Origin of the sequence: Salmonella sp. 2020_1459 (assembly GCF_043847915.1) — a bacterium.
Taxonomy (GTDB): Bacteria; Pseudomonadota; Gammaproteobacteria; order Enterobacterales; family Enterobacteriaceae; genus Salmonella; species Salmonella enterica.
On the sequence record NZ_JBCMFA010000003.1, the window covers coordinates 596432 to 612654 of the forward strand.

A 16223-nucleotide genomic window follows, 5' to 3' on the forward strand; every position below is an offset into this window, starting at 1 on the left:
AATTATCATGCTGATGGCGACAATGACACCCTGGTATCTGTATCTGATTCGTACTGCAGACAATGCGCTTTACACCGGAATAACCACCGATGTGGCGCGTCGTTACAGGCAGCATCAAACGGGAAAAGGCGCAAAAGCATTACGGGGAAAAGGCGAGTTAACGCTGGCGTTTGCGGCGCAGGTCGGCGATCGCTCGCTGGCCCTGCGCATAGAGTATCGCATCAAACAGCTCACAAAGCGCCAGAAGGAGCGCCTTGTGACGGAACGCGAAGCGTTTGAGGCGCTGCTGTCCAGCCTGCAAACGCCGGTGCTTAAAAACGATTGAAGTGGTCGTGATACTCCACCAGCCCCGTCACGCCTTCCAGCGCATCCTCAGCCAAACGGTGTACCTGGAAAGCGCTTTCCGTACCGGGCCAACGGCAGTGAAGATCGTAATGCGCGGCCAGTTCAAAACCGAAGCGGCTATATAACGCCGGGTCGCCCAGCGTCACGACCGCCGCGTAGCCGAACTCGTTGAGCGAATCCAGCCCTTCATACACTAACTGGCGCGCCAGCCCTTGCCCGCGATACTTTTCATCGACCGCCAGCGGCGCCATGCCGACCCACTGTAAATCTTCGCCCTGCACATCAACCGGGCTAAAGGCGACATAGCCCACCACCTGGCCTTCATCATCCGTGGCCACCAGTCCGAGCGTCAGAAAACCATCTTCACGCAAATCGTGAACCAGCTTCGCTTCCGCATCGCTTTCGAATGAACGGCGTAACAGCGCATCAATACCAGGCGCATCAATGGGAATTTCTACTCGAATTAGCATGGTTCACCTACCGAGGTCTGTTTGGTTTCCGGCGAGTTTTTCATTCCCGCCTCAACAAAATCCGCCAGTTGCAGCAGCATAACGCGTAACGCTTTCGGCATCTGCTCCAGTTCGATGGCGTCCATCAGATTCTTCACATACAACCCTAACTCAGTATCGCCTTCAATGACCAGTCGACGCTGGAAAAAGAGCGTATCCGGATCCTGTTTACGGGCGGCGATCATTAGCAGATCGCTGGCGTCGGCGCTAAAACTGACGTCGGCATCCGCCTGCTGGCTAACGATCAGCTTTTCATTTTCAACTGTGGTATACCATTTTAAGTCGATGTCACGAACATGAATGCTTAACCAACGACCTTCGAGGAATTCCAGCTCTCCATCGGCCAGCGCCTGACGAAACTGCCAGCTCAGAACCTGTTCCAGAACCTGGCGCTTTAGCGCAAAGGGCGTCAGTTTAACCGGTACACTCATCAGAGACGGGCCAGCATGGACTAAGCGTGAACGCAGTTTATCTAACACGAGCTTTACTCCCTGTTTCAATAGTCCTGTTATTTTGCCATATCCAATAAATCACATGGCGGCGTAAATCAACAATTGGGTCTGATTTTCTACCCCATTATTGGTGTTACCAATACGCCTTTAACTGCCTTAAATCAAAAATTGTCGCAGCAAGGTTAACTAAAATCCCTGTTCGTTAACAATTTTGCGTCTCAGACGTAACCCTCAGGATAAATTATGGAGCTGCTCTGCCCTGCCGGAAATCTCCCGGCGCTGAAGGCGGCCATCGAAAACGGCGCTGACGCCGTTTATATCGGGTTAAAAGACGATACCAATGCCCGTCATTTTGCCGGCCTTAACTTTACCGAAAAAAAATTGCAGGAAGCGGTGAGTTTTGTTCACCAGCATCGCCGCAAATTACACATCGCCATTAATACTTTTGCGCATCCGGACGGCTATGCTCGCTGGCAGCGCGCCGTGGATATGGCGGCGCAGCTTGGCGCCGACGCGCTGATTCTCGCCGACCTCGCTATGCTGGAATATGCCGCAGAGCGTTACCCGCATATTGAGCGCCATGTTTCCGTTCAGGCCTCGGCAACCAACGAAGAGGCGATTCGCTTTTATCACCGCAACTTTGATGTCCACCGCGTAGTACTGCCGCGTGTACTGTCGATTCACCAGGTAAAACAACTGGCCCGCGTCACGCCGGTGCCGCTGGAGGTATTCGCGTTTGGCAGCTTGTGCATTATGGCGGAAGGTCGCTGCTATCTTTCTTCCTACCTGACGGGGGAGTCGCCCAATACCGTCGGCGCCTGCTCGCCCGCCCGCTTTGTCCGTTGGCAGCAAACGCCGCAGGGGCTGGAATCGCGCCTGAATGATGTCCTGATTGACCGTTACCAGGATGGCGAAAACGCGGGCTACCCAACGCTGTGCAAAGGCCGCTATTTAGTGGACGGCGAGCGCTATCACGCGCTGGAGGAGCCAACCAGCCTGAACACGCTGGAACTGCTGCCGGAGCTCATGGCGGCGAACATCGCTTCGGTGAAGATCGAAGGCCGCCAGCGCAGCCCGGCCTATGTCAGCCAGGTGGCGAAAGTGTGGCGCCAGGCGATCGATCGCTGCAAAGCCGCCCCGCAAAACTTCGTTCCACAGCGCGACTGGATGGAGACGCTCGGCGCGATGTCCGAAGGCACTCAAACCACGCTTGGCGCATATCACCGTAAATGGCAGTGAGAGGAGCTATGAAATATTCCTTAGGACCGGTGCTTTATTACTGGCCGAAAGAGACGCTGGAAGATTTTTATCAGCAGGCCGCAAAAAGCAGCGCTGACGTCATTTATCTGGGCGAAGCGGTGTGCAGCAAGCGTCGCGCGACTAAAGTCGGCGACTGGCTGGAAATGGCGAAATCCCTCGCTGCCAGCGGTAAGCAGGTGGCGCTCTCCACCCTGGCGCTGGTACAGGCGTCATCTGAATTAAGCGAACTGAAACGCTATGTGGACAACGGCGATTTTCTGCTGGAAGCCAGCGATCTCGGCGTGGTGAATCTGTGCGCCGAGCGCAAACTGCCGTTTGTCGCTGGCCATGCGCTGAACTGCTACAACGCGGTCACGCTGCGCCGGTTGCTGAAAGAAGGCATGGTACGCTGGTGTATGCCGGTGGAGCTCTCCCGCGACTGGCTGGTGAATTTGCTTAATCAGTGCGATGAACTGGGCATCCGCAATCAGTTTGAAGTGGAAGTGTTGAGCTACGGGCATCTGCCGCTGGCCTACTCCGCTCGCTGCTTTACCGCCCGTTCGGAAGACCGCCCGAAAGATGAGTGCGAAACCTGCTGTATCAAGTATCCAAACGGTCGTGACGTGCTCTCGCAAGAGAATCAGCAGGTGTTTGTGCTTAACGGTATTCAGACCATGAGCGGCTATGTCTATAACCTTGGCAACGAACTGACGTCGATGCAGGGATTGGTCGATATCGTGCGCCTGTCGCCGTTGGGTACGGAGACATTTGCCATGCTTGATGCCTTTCGCGCTAACGAAAACGGCGGCGCGCCATTAGCGCTTGCCGCGCATAGCGACTGCAACGGCTACTGGAAGCGGCTGGCCGGGCTGGAGCTACAGGCCTAGCCGGATGGCGGCATAAAGACCTTATCTGGCCTACAAATAGCGATCCCGTAGGCCCGATAAGCGCAGCGCTATCGGGCATTGTTTTTGCCGTCAGTCTCATAAAGCTCACTTTGTTAACAACATTCGCTAATCTTTAATGCAGTATTAAAAGATTAACCGGTAACAAAGTGAGCCGTTATGACTGACAAAACTATTCCGTTCTCGGCGCTGGATCTGGCGCCGATCCCTGAAGGAGCTTCGGCAAAAGAAGCCTTCACGCACTCGCTGGATCTCGCACGGCTGGCTGAAAAGCGCGGTTATCACCGCTACTGGCTGGCAGAACATCACAACATGACCGGTATCGCCAGCGCGGCGACCTCGGTATTGATTGGTTATCTGGCGGCCAATACCACAACATTACATCTTGGCTCCGGCGGCGTGATGCTGCCTAACCATTCACCGCTGGTGATTGCCGAGCAGTTCGGCACGCTGAATACGCTCTATCCGGGACGTATCGACTTAGGGTTGGGACGCGCGCCGGGTAGCGATCAGCCGACGATGCGCGCGCTACGTCGCCATATGAGCGGCGATATCGATAACTTTCCACGCGATGTCGCAGAGCTGGTGGACTGGTTCGACGCTCGCGACCCTAATCCGCATGTGCGCCCGGTGCCCGGCTACGGCGAGCAGGTCCCGGTCTGGCTGCTGGGCTCCAGCTTGTATAGCGCACAGTTGGCGGCCCAGCTTGGCCTACCGTTCGCCTTTGCTTCGCATTTCGCGCCGGATATGTTGTTCCAGGCGCTGCATCTGTACCGTACCCAGTTCAAACCTTCAGCGCGGCTGGAAAAACCGTACGCGATGGTGTGTATCAATATTATCGCCGCCGACAGCAACCGCGACGCCGAATTCCTGTTTACCTCTATGCAGCAGGCTTTTGTGAAGCTACGCCGTGGAGAAACCGGCCAACTGCCGCCGCCGATTGAGAATATGGAGACCTTCTGGTCGCCATCCGAGCAGTATGGCGTGCAACAGGCGCTGAGTATGTCGCTGGTCGGTGATAAGGCGAAAGTCCGCCACGGGCTGGAATCCATCCTGCGGGAGACCCAGGCGGATGAAATTATGGTAAACGGGCAGATTTTCGATCATCAGGCGCGGCTGCATTCGTTTGATTTGGCGATGGATGTGAAGCAGGAATTGTTGGGGTAGTGCGTTGTTTTGCCCGGTGACGCTTCGCTTACCGGGCCTACAGCATCAAGTAGGCCGGATAAGGTGCAACCGCCATCCGGCACAATAACGTTACTGGTACACCGGCAGCAAATTAAAGCTCGACAGAATATGGATAACCGCGTTGCCAACACCGAAGACCAAAATCAGGGCAATCATCGGTTTACCGCCCCAGACGCGGAATTTCGGGCTGCCGAAACGTTCGCGAGATTTACGCGCCAACAGCGCAGGCACAATGGCCGCCCAGATAGTTGCAGCTAAACCTGCATAGCCAATGGCGTACAGGAAGCCGTTCGGCCACAGCAGGCCACCGACAATTGGCGGCACAAACGTCAGCAGTGCGGTTTTAAAACGCCCCATTGCCGAGTCATCCAAACCAAACAGATCCGCCAGATAGTCAAACAGCCCCAGCGTCACGCCAAGGAAGGAACTGGCGACAGCAAAGTTAGAGAACACCACCAGCAGCAGATCCAGGCTGCGGCTGTTCAGCACGCCGCTCAACGCCTGTACCAGCACATCAATATTGCCGCCTTTCTGCGCAATGCCGATAAATTCCGGACGCGGGATGTTGCCCATCGTCCCCAGCAGCCAGACGGAATAGAGCGCCAGCGCCAGTAACGTCCCATAAATCAGGCATTTGACGATGGTGCGCGGATCTTTGCCGTAATATTTCATCAGGCTCGGTACGTTACCGTGATAACCAAAAGAGGCCAGACAAAATGGCAGCGTCATCAGCAGGTACGGCGTATATGACGCGTGGCTTTCAGCCACGTTAAACAATGTGGTCGGCGTGACGTGCCCCAACAGGCTGCCGAAGGTCAGGAAGAAAGTAATCACTTTCGCGCCCAGCACAATCGCCGTCATCCGACTGACCGCCTTCGTACTCAGCCACACAACAAACGCCACCAGCAGCGCAAAGGCAAAACCTGCCGCTCGCGCCGGAACGTTCAGCGACATCTCAGCAAAGGTATGATGCAGAATTGAGCCGCTCGCCGAGATATAGGCGTAAGTCAGGATGTAGAGCACAAAGGCAATGGAAATACCGTTGACAATGTTCCAGCCTTTCCCCAACAGATCTTTGGTGATGGTGTCGAAACTCGAACCAATGCGGTAGTTAAGGTTGGCTTCGAGGATCATCAGCCCGGAGTGCAGCATACAAAACCAGGTAAAGACCAGCGCCGCCATCGACCAGAAGAACCACGCCCCGGACATGACCACCGGCAGGGAGAACATCCCCGCGCCAATGATGGTGCCGCCGATAATCACCACGCCGCCAAGCAGCGAAGGTGACGTTTGGGTGGTGGTAAGTGTTGCCATTCAGCTCTCTCTCCAGTCATTTATAGTATGACTATCTCTCAATACGCTGCACTGTACCAGTACACGAGTACAAAAGAAATAAAAAAAGCCCCGATTGTGACGATCGGGGCTGTATATTTTACTTTACGCTGTGAATGCGCAGGTCAGCGTGAGTTACGCATCACCGCCGAAACGACGGCGACCGGTAGAGTCATCACGACGCGGACCACGGCTTTCACGACGTTCGCCGCTGAAGCGACGACCATCACCACGACCGCCTTCACGACGTTCGCCGCTGAAATTACGACCGCCTTCACGACGCTCGCCACTGAAGCTACGACCACCGCCGCGACGTTCGCCGCCCGCGTGCGGAACAGCATCACCCAACAGCTGCATATTCATCGGCTTGTTCAGAATGCGGGTACGCGTGAAGTGCTGGAGCACTTCGCCCGGCATACCTTTCGGCAGCTCGATGGTGGAGTGAGACGCGAACAGCTTAATGTTACCAATGTAACGGCTGCTGATGTCGCCTTCGTTAGCGATAGCGCCCACGATATGACGAACTTCAACGCCGTCATCACGGCCCACTTCAATGCGGTATAACTGCATATCGCCAACGTCACGACGTTCACGACGCGGACGATCTTCACGATCGCCACGCGGGCCACGGTCGTTACGATCGCGCGGACCACGGTCATCACGGTCACGGAATTCACGCTTAGGACGCATCGGCGCATCCGGCGGCAGAATCAGCGGACGCTCGCCCTGCGCCATTTTCAGCAGTGCGGCAGCCAGCGTTTCGAGATCCAGCTCTTCACCTTCAGCAGACGGCTGGATTTTCGCCAGCAGCGCACGGTACTGATCCAGATCGCTGCTTTCCAGTTGCTGCTGAACTTTCGCGGCGAATTTTTCCAGACGGCGTTTACCCAGCAGTTCTGCGTTCGGCAGTTCCACTTCCGGAATGGTCAGCTTCATGGTGCGTTCGATGTTGCGCAGCAGACGACGCTCGCGGTTCTCAACGAACAGCAGCGCGCGACCGGCGCGACCCGCACGGCCGGTACGACCGATACGGTGAACGTAGGACTCGGAATCCATCGGGATATCGTAGTTCACCACCAGGCTGATACGTTCAACGTCCAGACCACGTGCCGCAACGTCGGTAGCGATCAGGATGTCCAGACGACCATCTTTCAGGCGTTCCAGAGTCTGCTCACGCAGCGCCTGGTTCATATCGCCATTCAACGCGGCGCTGTTGTAGCCGCTACGTTCCAGCGCTTCTGCTACTTCCAGGGTCGCGTTTTTGGTACGCACGAAGATAATCGCCGCATCAAAGTCTTCCGCTTCCAGGAAACGCACCAGCGCTTCGTTTTTACGCATACCCCAGACAGTCCAGTAGCTCTGGCTGATGTCAGGACGGGTAGTCACGCTGGACTGAATGCGCACTTCCTGCGGCTCTTTCATAAAGCGGCGGGTAATGCGACGAATCGCTTCCGGCATGGTGGCGGAGAACAGAGCGGTCTGATGACCTTCCGGGATCTGCGCCATAATAGTTTCAACGTCTTCGATGAAGCCCATACGCAGCATTTCGTCGGCTTCATCCAGCACCAGACCACTCAGTTTAGAGAGGTCGAGGGTGCCGCGTTTTAAGTGATCAAGCAGACGTCCCGGCGTACCGACAACGATCTGCGGCCCCTGACGCAGGGCGCGTAACTGCACGTCATAACGCTGACCGCCGTACAGGGCAACCACGTTTACGCCGCTCATGTGTTTAGAGAAATCCGTCATGGCTTCGGCAACCTGTACCGCCAGTTCGCGGGTTGGCGCCAGCACCAGAATCTGAGGTGCCTTCAGCTCAGGATCAAGATTGTTGAGCAGCGGTAAAGAGAACGCTGCGGTTTTGCCGCTACCGGTCTGGGCCATGCCCAGCACGTCGCGACCGCCCAGCAGATGCGGAATGCACTCTGCCTGGATTGGAGATGGTTTTTCGTAACCCAGATCGGTAAGGGCTTCAAGGATAGGAGCCTTCAGCCCCAGATCTGCAAAAGTGGTTTCGAATTCAGCCATGTAGTACGTGTGCCTCAAAATTAATGGCGGCCAGTCTACATAACTCATCATGAAATTGATCTGCAATTTTCATTGAAAAGTGTGAACCGGCTCAAAGTAGGTGTATTAACGAACAACAACGCCCTCACCCGCGAAGGTGATGGCAATCAAAAAGATTACGGGCTGATATGTTCGTCAGCTATTGCTGGTCCGATTCTGCCAGGTCATCTTGGTCCTGGCCCAGGAGCGATAATTCCAACAATGCGTATCGGTGCTCAACAAAGTTATGAACGTTGTTGGCCACCGCCAGTTTGAACAGAGCCGTGGCGCTGTCCAAATCCCCCAGACTTAGGTAATACTTACCTAAATAGAAGTTGGTTTCACTGAGATGCTCAGCGAGCGAGGTGTTATCCGTTGCGTCCGCCTTGAGCCTTTCCATCAGCGTTGCTTCGCTAATGTCGCCCAGGTAGAACTCGACAATGTTCCATCCCCATTGCTCTTTATCCGATTTTTCGAAGCGTGCTTTTAACGCTTCTTTCGCCTGCTTCTCATTAAGCTTCTGCTCAACAAGATACAGCCACAGGCTGCGGTAAGGATCATTGGGATCGTCTTGATAAAACGCCAGCAGATCATCTTGCGCTAACTTATCACGGCCGCCGTAATACAATGCGATACCGCGGTTTAAGTGCGCGTAGTTGTAAGTTGGATCAAGCTCTAGTACAGAATCAAACGCTTCATAGGCAGCATCAAAATTGCCTGCCTGCGTTAAATAAATGCCTAAGTAATTGAATACTTCAGGCATATCCGGTCTGATTGCCAGCGCTTGTGAAAAATCATTTCGCGCTAATGCCCTCAAACCAAGACTATCATACAACACTCCGCGCTCATATAAAAGCTGTGCGCGTTCGTCATCGGTTAAAGCCCGACTGGCAAGAATCTGTTCCATACGCGCCAGAATCACTTCCTGCTGTAAAGTCGGTTGCAATGGTACTGCGAGGACTTCACTTTTACGCCAGGCGGAATTACTGCATCCTGCAAGCGTAAGTGCTGTCGCAACGAAACACCAGCGCAAAAAAGGCTTCATTTCCCACTCCCGAAGACAACGATTGAATGAACGTCCTGTTCCCCGGTGGCTCAACAAGGCGTCCAGCCAGGTCTAAAGCCCTCCGCACTGCGGAGGGCAAAAGGCTACCTTACTCGGCCTGTTCGCTCGCCGGAGCTTCCGGCGCAGCCGCAGGTTGAGACTGCTCGGTTGCTTCTTTAATGCTCAGACGTACACGGCCCTGGCGGTCAACTTCCAGAACCTTAACCGGGACTTCCTGACCCATCTGCAGATAATCGGTCACTTTCTCTACACGCTTATCCGCGATTTGAGAGATGTGAACCAGACCTTCTTTACCGCCGCCGATGGCAACAAACGCGCCAAAGTCAACGATACGGGTCACTTTACCATTGTAGATACGGCCGACTTCGATCTCTGCGGTAATCTCTTCGATACGACGGATAGCGTATTTCGCTTTTTCACCGTCGGTCGCCGCGATCTTCACAGTACCGTCATCTTCGATTTCGATGGTGGTGCCGGTCTCTTCAGTCAGCGCGCGGATCACAGAACCACCTTTACCGATCACGTCTTTGATCTTGTCCGTGCTGATCTTGATGGTATGGATACGCGGCGCGAATTCAGAGATATCGCCGCGCGGCGCGTTGATCGCCTGTTCCATCACGCCCAGGATGTGCAGACGCGCACCTTTAGCCTGGTTCAACGCAACCTGCATGATCTCTTTGGTGATACCTTCAATTTTGATATCCATCTGCAGCGCAGAGATACCGTCGCGGGAACCCGCCACTTTGAAGTCCATATCGCCCAGGTGATCTTCGTCGCCCAGAATGTCAGACAGTACAACGTAGTTGTCGCCTTCTTTCACCAGACCCATAGCGATACCTGCTACGGCGGCTTTAATTGGCACGCCAGCGTCCATCAGCGCCAGAGAAGCGCCGCACACGGAAGCCATAGAGGAAGAACCGTTGGATTCGGTGATTTCAGACACTACGCGAACGGTGTACGGGAATTTATCCATGTCCGGCATCACTGCCAGCACGCCGCGCTTCGCCAGACGACCGTGACCAATTTCACGACGCTTCGGAGAACCGACCATGCCGGTTTCGCCTACGGAGTACGGAGGGAAGTTGTAGTGGAACAGGAAGCTGTCAGTACGCTCGCCCATCAGTTCATCAAGCACCTGCGCGTCACGGGCAGTACCCAGAGTCGCGGTAACCAGCGCCTGCGTTTCACCACGGGTAAACAGAGCGGAACCGTGAGTACGCGGCAGTACGCCAGTGCGCACGTCCAGACCACGAATCATGTCTTTTTCACGGCCATCAATACGCGGCTCGCCTGCCAGTACGCGGCTACGCACCACGTTTTTCTCGATGGCGTGCAGGATTTCGCCCAGCTCGTTAGCATCCAGAGTTTCATCTTCTGCAATAAGCTGCTCGATGGTTTCGGATTTGATTACGTCAACCTGAGCATAGCGCTCTTGTTTATCGGTAATGCGGTACGCGTCGCTCAGACGAGATTCAGCCAGCGCAGCAACACGCGCGTTCAACGCGTCGTTGACGGCCTCCGGCTGCCAGTCCCAACGCGGTTTACCGGCTTCTTTCACCAGATCGTTGATCGCCTGGATAACAACCTGCTGCTGCTCGTGACCGAATACCACCGCGCCCAGCATAGTGTCTTCGCTCAGCAGTTCAGCTTCGGATTCCACCATCAGCACAGCCGCTTCGGTACCGGCAACCACCAGGTCCAGCTTGCTTTCTTTCAGCTCGTCCTGGGTCGGGTTCAGCACGTACTGGTCATTGATGTAACCTACGCGCGCCGCGCCGATTGGGCCGTTGAACGGAATGCCGGACAGCGACAGCGCAGCGGATGCGCCGATCATCGCCACGATATCCGGGTTAACCTGCGGGTTAACGGAAACGACGGTCGCGATAACCTGCACTTCGTTAACGAAGCCTTCCGGGAACAGCGGACGAACCGGGCGGTCAATCAGACGCGCGATCAGGGTTTCGCCTTCGCTTGGACGGCCTTCACGACGGAAGAAGCTGCCCGGGATACGACCAGCAGCGTAGGTACGCTCCTGATAGTTAACGGTCAGTGGGAAGAAGTCCTGGCCTGGCTTGGCTTTTTTCTGGCCGACAACGGTAACGAATACGGCGGTGTCATCCATGCTTACCATAACAGCGGCAGTGGCCTGACGCGCCATCATGCCAGTTTCCAGCGTAACGGTATGCTGACCGTACTGGAATTTACGAACGATCGGATTAAGCAAAATAATATCCTTTCCAATTTTTGACGGCATAATACGCGCCGTCGTTAATACCCGATCTTCTGCGCATCCTCGCGACTAATGACAACCCTAACCCTGATATGGGTAAAGCCTCTCATTAGCCGCGCGAACCTCTGCAACGGAAGATCATTCATAGCAACAATACATTAGTTTCCAGCGAATTGCTGCCATCTGCTGGAAAAAAGGGGCCATGAAGGCCCCCTCTTTCTGAAACTCGAAAGAATTAGCGACGCAGACCCAGACGCTCAATCAGCGCGGTGTAGCGTGCAACATCTTTACGTTTCAGGTAGTCGAGCAGTTTACGACGCTGAGAAACCATACGCAGCAGACCACGACGGCTGTGGTGATCTTTTTTATGCTCTGCAAAGTGACCCTGCAGGTGGTTAATCTGTGCAGTCAACAGAGCAACCTGAACATCGGTAGAACCGGTGTCGTTTGCGTCATGACCGAACTCAGAAACGATTTTAGCTGTAGCTTCAGTACTTAGAGACATTTTAAAACTCCAAAGTATTTAAGAATGAGAGGACGCCGATCTCTAATTCAGCGATCCCAGTGTACGCCGCGTAAACTGTTAAATAATTTACGCGACGTTAAGCGGCGGTATTCTACTCGCAGCGCTCTCTTATCGCAAGACGAAGCGACATTACGCTGGGTACTCTACTACCAGCCGACGAGGCGCGACACGGCCTTCGTCGTCAATTTCGCCCATACCGATAAATTTATCGTCTTCACCTTCCGTCACACGAACCAGTCCCTTCAACGGCGCGCCCGTGGTACGAACCGGGTTGCCATTTTTGAAGTATACCGAAGATGTTAACGGCAGATTAACAACAGGGTAGTCCGAAGCTGGACTGTCCATTGGCATCAATAATGGATCGAGCAACTGCGCCGCCGGAACGCCCTGCTGCTCCGCCTGTGCTACCAGCGTCTGCAAATGCTCCAGCGTCACCATACGATCCACCGGATACTTGCTGACCGTCAGACGACGCAGGTACGTTACGTGCGCGCCACAGCCCAGTTTTTCACCTAAATCATCAATAATGGTACGAATATAGGTGCCTTTGGAGCAGTGAACTTCCAGCTCCAGCTCGTTACCTTCATGGCGAATAAACAGCAGCTCATAGACGGTAATCGGGCGGGCTTCGCGCGGCACTTCGATACCCTGGCGGGCATATTCGTACAGCTTCTTGCCCTGATACTTCAGCGCCGAATACATCGAGGGAATCTGTTCGATATCCCCACGAAAGGTCTCCAGCGCGCTCGCAAGCTGCTCAGCGCTGAAAGTCACCGGACGCTCCTGCACGATTTGACCATCGGCGTCAGAAGTATCCGTGCGCTGCCCCAGACGGGCAATAACACGATAGCGTTTGTCAGAATCCAGCAGGTACTGCGAAAATTTGGTCGCTTCGCCGAGGCAAATCGGCAACATGCCGGTCGCCAGCGGGTCCAGCGCGCCGGTATGCCCGGCGCGGTTGGCATTGTAGATGCGCTTAACTTTCTGCAGCACGTCATTGCTGGACATACCCTGCGGCTTATCCAGCAGCAGAACGCCGTGAATGTCGCGGCCACGACGACGAGGACGACTCATCAGTCCTCCTTGCTGTCGTCCGGGTTCACACGACGTTCTTCGTCATGTTTCACCACGTTAGTCACCAGGTTGGACATACGCATCCCTTCCACCAGCGAGTTGTCGTAGAAGAAGGTCAGTTCCGGTACGATGCGCAGACGCATCGCTTTACCCAGCAAGCTGCGGATGAAACCAGACGCTTCCTGCAACGCTTTGATGCCCGCTTTTACTGCGTCTTCATCTTTGTCGTTCAAAAAAGTGACAAACACTTTGGCATAGGCCAGGTCACGGGACATTTCGACACCGGAAACGGTGGTCATCATACCCAGGCGCGGGTCTTTAATTTCGCGCTGCAGGATGATTGCGATCTCTTTTTGCATCTCTTGCGCTACGCGCTGAGGGCGACCAAATTCTTTCGCCATAATAAATTCTCCAGAATAAAGACAAAAAAGGGGCCATAAGCCCCTTTTTAAATTTCTTGCCGGGTGGCGCTTCGCTTACCCGGCCTACGCCTAATCATCTTCTAAGGATTTTGGATTGCAACAAGGCGGCAAGCTCGTAAATCCCCGGGAGCATAGATAACTATGTGACCGGGGTGAGCGAGCGCAGCCAACGCCGTTGCGGCCCAAAAGACGACGAAGATTAAGCGATGGTACGTTGGATCTCGATAATCTCGAATACTTCGATCATATCGCCAACGCGAACGTCGTTGTAGTTCTTCACGCCGATACCACATTCCATGCCGTTACGGACTTCGTTAACGTCATCTTTGAAGCGGCGCAGGGATTCCAGCTCGCCTTCATAGATAACCACGTTGTCGCGCAGTACGCGGATTGGGTTATGGCGTTTAATCGTACCTTCGGTAACCATACAGCCCGCGATCGCGCCGAATTTCGGCGATTTGAACACATCGCGCACTTCAGCCAGACCGATGATCTGCTGTTTCAGTTCCGGAGACAGCATACCGCTCATCGCCGCTTTCACTTCGTCGATCAGGTTATAGATGACGGAGTAGTAACGCAGATCCAGGCTTTCAGATTCGATCACTTTACGCGCAGAGGCATCGGCACGAACGTTGAAGCCCACCAGAATGGCGTTGGACGCCGCAGCCAGGGTCGCGTCGGTTTCGGTGATACCACCTACGCCAGAACCGATGATCTTCACTTTCACTTCGTCGGTAGACAGTTTCAGCAAGGAGTCGGAGATCGCTTCCACAGAACCCTGTACGTCGGCCTTCAGCACGATGTTCACTTCGTGAACTTCGCCTTCGGTCATGTTGGCGAACATGTTCTCGAGTTTAGATTTCTGCTGACGCGCCAGTTTAACTTCACGGAATTTACCCTGACGATACAGAGCGACTTCACGGGCTTTCTTCTCGTCACGCACCACGGTCACTTCGTCACCGGCAGCCGGAACGCCGGACAGGCCGAGGATTTCCACCGGAATGGACGGACCCGCTTCCAGCACTTCCTGACCCAGTTCGTTACGCATCGCACGCACGCGGCCGTATTCGAAGCCACACAGCACGATATCGCCCTTATGCAGCGTACCTTCGCGTACCAGAACGGTTGCAACCGGACCACGACCTTTATCCAGGAAGGATTCGATCACCGCGCCGCTCGCCATACCTTTGCGTACCGCTTTCAGTTCCAGAACTTCGGCCTGCAGCAGGATAGCATCAAGCAGTTCGTCAATACCGGTACCCGCTTTCGCAGACACGTGAACGAACTGGCTTTCACCGCCCCACTCTTCCGGCAGAATGCCGTACTGGGACAGTTCGTTCTTAACGCGATCCGGATCGGCTTCCGGCTTATCGATTTTGTTCACTGCAACCACGACCGGCACACCTGCCGCTTTCGCGTGCTGGATAGCTTCGATAGTCTGCGGCATCACGCCGTCGTCTGCCGCTACCACCAGAACCACGATATCCGTTGCCTGGGCGCCGCGAGCACGCATAGAAGTAAACGCGGCGTGACCCGGGGTATCCAGGAAGGTGATCATCCCGTTGTCAGTTTCAACGTGGTAAGCACCGATGTGCTGGGTAATGCCGCCCGCTTCGCCAGAGGCCACTTTCGTGGAACGAATGTAGTCCAGCAGAGAGGTTTTACCGTGGTCAACGTGGCCCATGATGGTCACAACCGGTGCGCGCGGTTCAGCAGCAGCGCCGGTATCACGGTCGCTCATTACCGCTTCTTCCAGTTCGTTTTCACGACGCAGGATAACTTTGTGGCCCATCTCTTCGGCAACCAGCTGTGCGGTTTCCTGGTCGATGACCTGGTTGATGGTGGCCATAGCACCCAGCTTCATCATCGCTTTGATGACCTGAGAGCCTTTAACCGCCATCTTGTTCGCCAGTTCGCCAACGGTGATGGTTTCACCGATCACCACGTCACGGTTAACGGCCTGAGCGGGCTTCTGGAAGCCTTGCTGTAAAGAAGACCCTTTACGCTTGCCGCCTTTACCGCCGCGAACCGCAGCACGCGCTTCTTCGCGATCGGCTTTGGATTCGGCATGTTTGCCTTTTTTCGCCGGACGCGCCGCTTTTGCATTACGGCCACGACCACGACCGCCTTCTACTTCACGATCGTTTTCGTCTTCGGCCTGGCGCGCGTGCTGAGAAGTGGTGACATGATAGTCACTGGTGTCTTCTACTGGCTCAGGCGTTGCGGTCCATTTGTTTTCTTCCGCCATGCGGCGAGCTTCTTCTGCTACACGACGCGCTTCTTCTTCGAGTTTGCGACGTGCTTCTTCTTCCGCTTTACGCTTCAGCTCTGCAGCTTCATTCTCACGGCGGGCTTTTTCGGCCTGGGCGGTTTTGGTCATATCGTCAGTCTGTTGATTGCTCACTTTGTCTTTTTCCGCAGCTTCACGTTTCGCTTTTTCAGCGGCTTCACGCTTAGCTTGTTCTGCGGCCTCGCGTTCAGCTTTTTGTTGCGCCTCGCGTTTGGCCTGTTCTTCTGCCTCACGACGGGCTTGCTCTTCCGCTTCACGCTGCGCCTGCTCTTCCGCGGCCAGGCGTTCAGCCTCTTGCGGATCGCGTTTCACAAAGGTGCGCTTCTTGCGGACTTCGATTTGTACCGATTTACTTTTTCCACCGGTACCTGGAATATTCAGGGTGCTGCGCGTTTTACGCTGCAGCGTCAGTTTATCGGGACCAGAAACCGCTTCGCGGTTCAGGTGCGCCAGTAAAGTCTGTTTTTCTTGTGCGGACACAGAGTCGTCAGCAGATTTCCGGATACCTGCATCAGCAAACTGCTGTACCAGGCGATCCACGGAAACCTGTCTCTCTGCGGCCAGCGCTTTTAGGGTTACATCTGTCATGCTGTTCCTTCCTG

At 54.8% G+C, this 16223-nt stretch carries 15 protein-coding genes; 4 read left to right on the top strand and 11 right to left on the bottom strand.

Going from position 1 to position 16223, the window contains the following annotated elements; genetic code table 11:
* The first annotated feature begins 7 nt into the window (after positions 1-7).
* Positions 8-325, top strand: a complete 318-nt coding sequence (locus tag ACH0VJ_RS11320) for a GIY-YIG nuclease family protein (protein WP_000928379.1) — start codon at positions 8-10, stop codon at positions 323-325.
* On the opposite strand, the gene ACH0VJ_RS11325 is transcribed toward ACH0VJ_RS11320, so the two are convergent.
* Together ACH0VJ_RS11325 and ACH0VJ_RS11330 are read right to left on the bottom strand one after the other, a co-directional pair.
* Positions 312-815: a GNAT family N-acetyltransferase gene (locus tag ACH0VJ_RS11325; protein ID WP_000908562.1), complete on the bottom strand. Its 504-nt coding sequence runs from the start codon at positions 813-815 to the stop codon at positions 312-314. The genes ACH0VJ_RS11320 and ACH0VJ_RS11325 overlap by 14 nt on opposite strands.
* Positions 809-1333: an SCP2 domain-containing protein gene (locus tag ACH0VJ_RS11330; RefSeq protein WP_000884721.1), complete on the bottom strand. Its 525-nt coding sequence runs from the start codon at positions 1331-1333 to the stop codon at positions 809-811. Before ACH0VJ_RS11330 ends, ACH0VJ_RS11325 begins: the two co-directional genes overlap by 7 nt.
* 216 nt (positions 1334-1549) lie before the next feature.
* On the opposite strand from ACH0VJ_RS11330, the gene ACH0VJ_RS11335 reads away from it, so the two are divergent.
* The 3 genes from ACH0VJ_RS11335 (at position 1550) to ACH0VJ_RS11345 (ending at position 4617) form a co-directional block, all read left to right on the top strand.
* Complete coding sequence (locus ACH0VJ_RS11335; RefSeq protein ID WP_000421309.1) at positions 1550-2545, top strand: peptidase U32 family protein; 996 nt, start codon at positions 1550-1552, stop codon at positions 2543-2545.
* Positions 2536-3432, top strand: a complete 897-nt coding sequence (locus tag ACH0VJ_RS11340; protein WP_077907188.1) for a U32 family peptidase — start codon at positions 2536-2538, stop codon at positions 3430-3432. The genes ACH0VJ_RS11335 and ACH0VJ_RS11340 overlap by 10 nt, the downstream gene beginning before the upstream one ends.
* Positions 3433-3609: 177 nt before the next feature.
* Positions 3610-4617, top strand: coding sequence for an LLM class flavin-dependent oxidoreductase (locus ACH0VJ_RS11345; RefSeq protein WP_000130411.1), 1008 nt, complete (start codon positions 3610-3612; stop codon positions 4615-4617).
* Positions 4618-4707: 90 nt separating this feature from the next.
* Here the strand turns inward: ACH0VJ_RS11345 and mtr are convergent, their stop codons facing one another.
* The 9 genes from mtr to infB form a co-directional block, all read right to left on the bottom strand.
* On the bottom strand, positions 4708-5952 hold the full coding sequence (gene mtr, locus ACH0VJ_RS11350; protein WP_000224380.1) for a tryptophan permease: 1245 nt from the start codon (positions 5950-5952) through the stop codon (positions 4708-4710).
* A 153-nt stretch (positions 5953-6105) separates the two neighbouring features.
* Entirely contained in the window at positions 6106-7995 is a 1890-nt protein-coding gene (gene deaD, locus ACH0VJ_RS11355) for an ATP-dependent RNA helicase DeaD (RefSeq protein ID WP_000807255.1), read from the bottom strand.
* Positions 7988-8068 carry a protein YrbN gene (gene yrbN, locus ACH0VJ_RS11360; RefSeq protein ID WP_010723222.1) on the bottom strand — a complete coding sequence of 27 codons (81 nt, stop codon included), beginning with the start codon at positions 8066-8068 and terminating at the stop codon, positions 7988-7990. The genes deaD and yrbN overlap by 8 nt, the downstream gene beginning before the upstream one ends.
* Before the next feature lie 105 nt (positions 8069-8173).
* A complete protein-coding gene (nlpI, locus tag ACH0VJ_RS11365; protein WP_000802069.1) occupies positions 8174-9058 on the bottom strand; it encodes a lipoprotein NlpI in 885 nt (294 codons plus the stop codon).
* 109 nt (positions 9059-9167) lie between these two features.
* Positions 9168-11303: a polyribonucleotide nucleotidyltransferase gene (gene pnp, locus ACH0VJ_RS11370; RefSeq protein ID WP_001670767.1), complete on the bottom strand. Its 2136-nt coding sequence runs from the start codon at positions 11301-11303 to the stop codon at positions 9168-9170.
* Between the two features lie 241 nt (positions 11304-11544).
* Positions 11545-11814, bottom strand: a complete 270-nt coding sequence (gene rpsO / locus ACH0VJ_RS11375; protein WP_000059464.1) for a 30S ribosomal protein S15 — start codon at positions 11812-11814, stop codon at positions 11545-11547.
* 150 nt (positions 11815-11964) lie between these two features.
* On the bottom strand, positions 11965-12909 hold the full coding sequence (gene truB, locus ACH0VJ_RS11380; RefSeq protein ID WP_000089674.1) for a tRNA pseudouridine(55) synthase TruB: 945 nt from the start codon (positions 12907-12909) through the stop codon (positions 11965-11967).
* Positions 12909-13310, bottom strand: a complete 402-nt coding sequence (gene rbfA, locus ACH0VJ_RS11385; RefSeq protein ID WP_001040199.1) for a 30S ribosome-binding factor RbfA — start codon at positions 13308-13310, stop codon at positions 12909-12911. The genes truB and rbfA overlap by 1 nt, the downstream gene beginning before the upstream one ends.
* A 220-nt stretch (positions 13311-13530) precedes the next feature.
* A complete protein-coding gene (gene infB, locus ACH0VJ_RS11390; RefSeq protein WP_000133064.1) occupies positions 13531-16209 on the bottom strand; it encodes a translation initiation factor IF-2 in 2679 nt (892 codons plus the stop codon).
* Between the last annotated feature and the right edge of the window lie 14 nt (positions 16210-16223).

Bases quoted from the DNA above. Each gene is read 5' to 3' on its own strand.
- ACH0VJ_RS11320 (WP_000928379.1), top strand. From the start codon at position 8: ATGCTGATGGCGACAATGACACCCTGGTATCTGTATCTGATTCGTACT.
- ACH0VJ_RS11325 (WP_000908562.1), bottom strand. From the start codon at position 815: ATGCTAATTCGAGTAGAAATTCCCATTGATGCGCCTGGTATTGATGCG.
- ACH0VJ_RS11335 (WP_000421309.1), top strand. From the start codon at position 1,550: ATGGAGCTGCTCTGCCCTGCCGGAAATCTCCCGGCGCTGAAGGCGGCC.
- ACH0VJ_RS11340 (WP_077907188.1), top strand. From the start codon at position 2,536: ATGGCAGTGAGAGGAGCTATGAAATATTCCTTAGGACCGGTGCTTTAT.
- ACH0VJ_RS11345 (WP_000130411.1), top strand. From the start codon at position 3,610: ATGACTGACAAAACTATTCCGTTCTCGGCGCTGGATCTGGCGCCGATC.
- mtr (WP_000224380.1), bottom strand. From the start codon at position 5,952: ATGGCAACACTTACCACCACCCAAACGTCACCTTCGCTGCTTGGCGGC.
- deaD (WP_000807255.1), bottom strand. From the start codon at position 7,995: ATGGCTGAATTCGAAACCACTTTTGCAGATCTGGGGCTGAAGGCTCCT.
- yrbN (WP_010723222.1), bottom strand. From the start codon at position 8,068: ATGAAAATTGCAGATCAATTTCATGATGAGTTATGTAGACTGGCCGCC.
- nlpI (WP_000802069.1), bottom strand. From the start codon at position 9,058: ATGAAGCCTTTTTTGCGCTGGTGTTTCGTTGCGACAGCACTTACGCTT.
- rpsO (WP_000059464.1), bottom strand. From the start codon at position 11,814: ATGTCTCTAAGTACTGAAGCTACAGCTAAAATCGTTTCTGAGTTCGGT.
- truB (WP_000089674.1), bottom strand. From the start codon at position 12,909: ATGAGTCGTCCTCGTCGTCGTGGCCGCGACATTCACGGCGTTCTGCTG.
- rbfA (WP_001040199.1), bottom strand. From the start codon at position 13,310: ATGGCGAAAGAATTTGGTCGCCCTCAGCGCGTAGCGCAAGAGATGCAA.
- infB (WP_000133064.1), bottom strand. From the start codon at position 16,209: ATGACAGATGTAACCCTAAAAGCGCTGGCCGCAGAGAGACAGGTTTCC.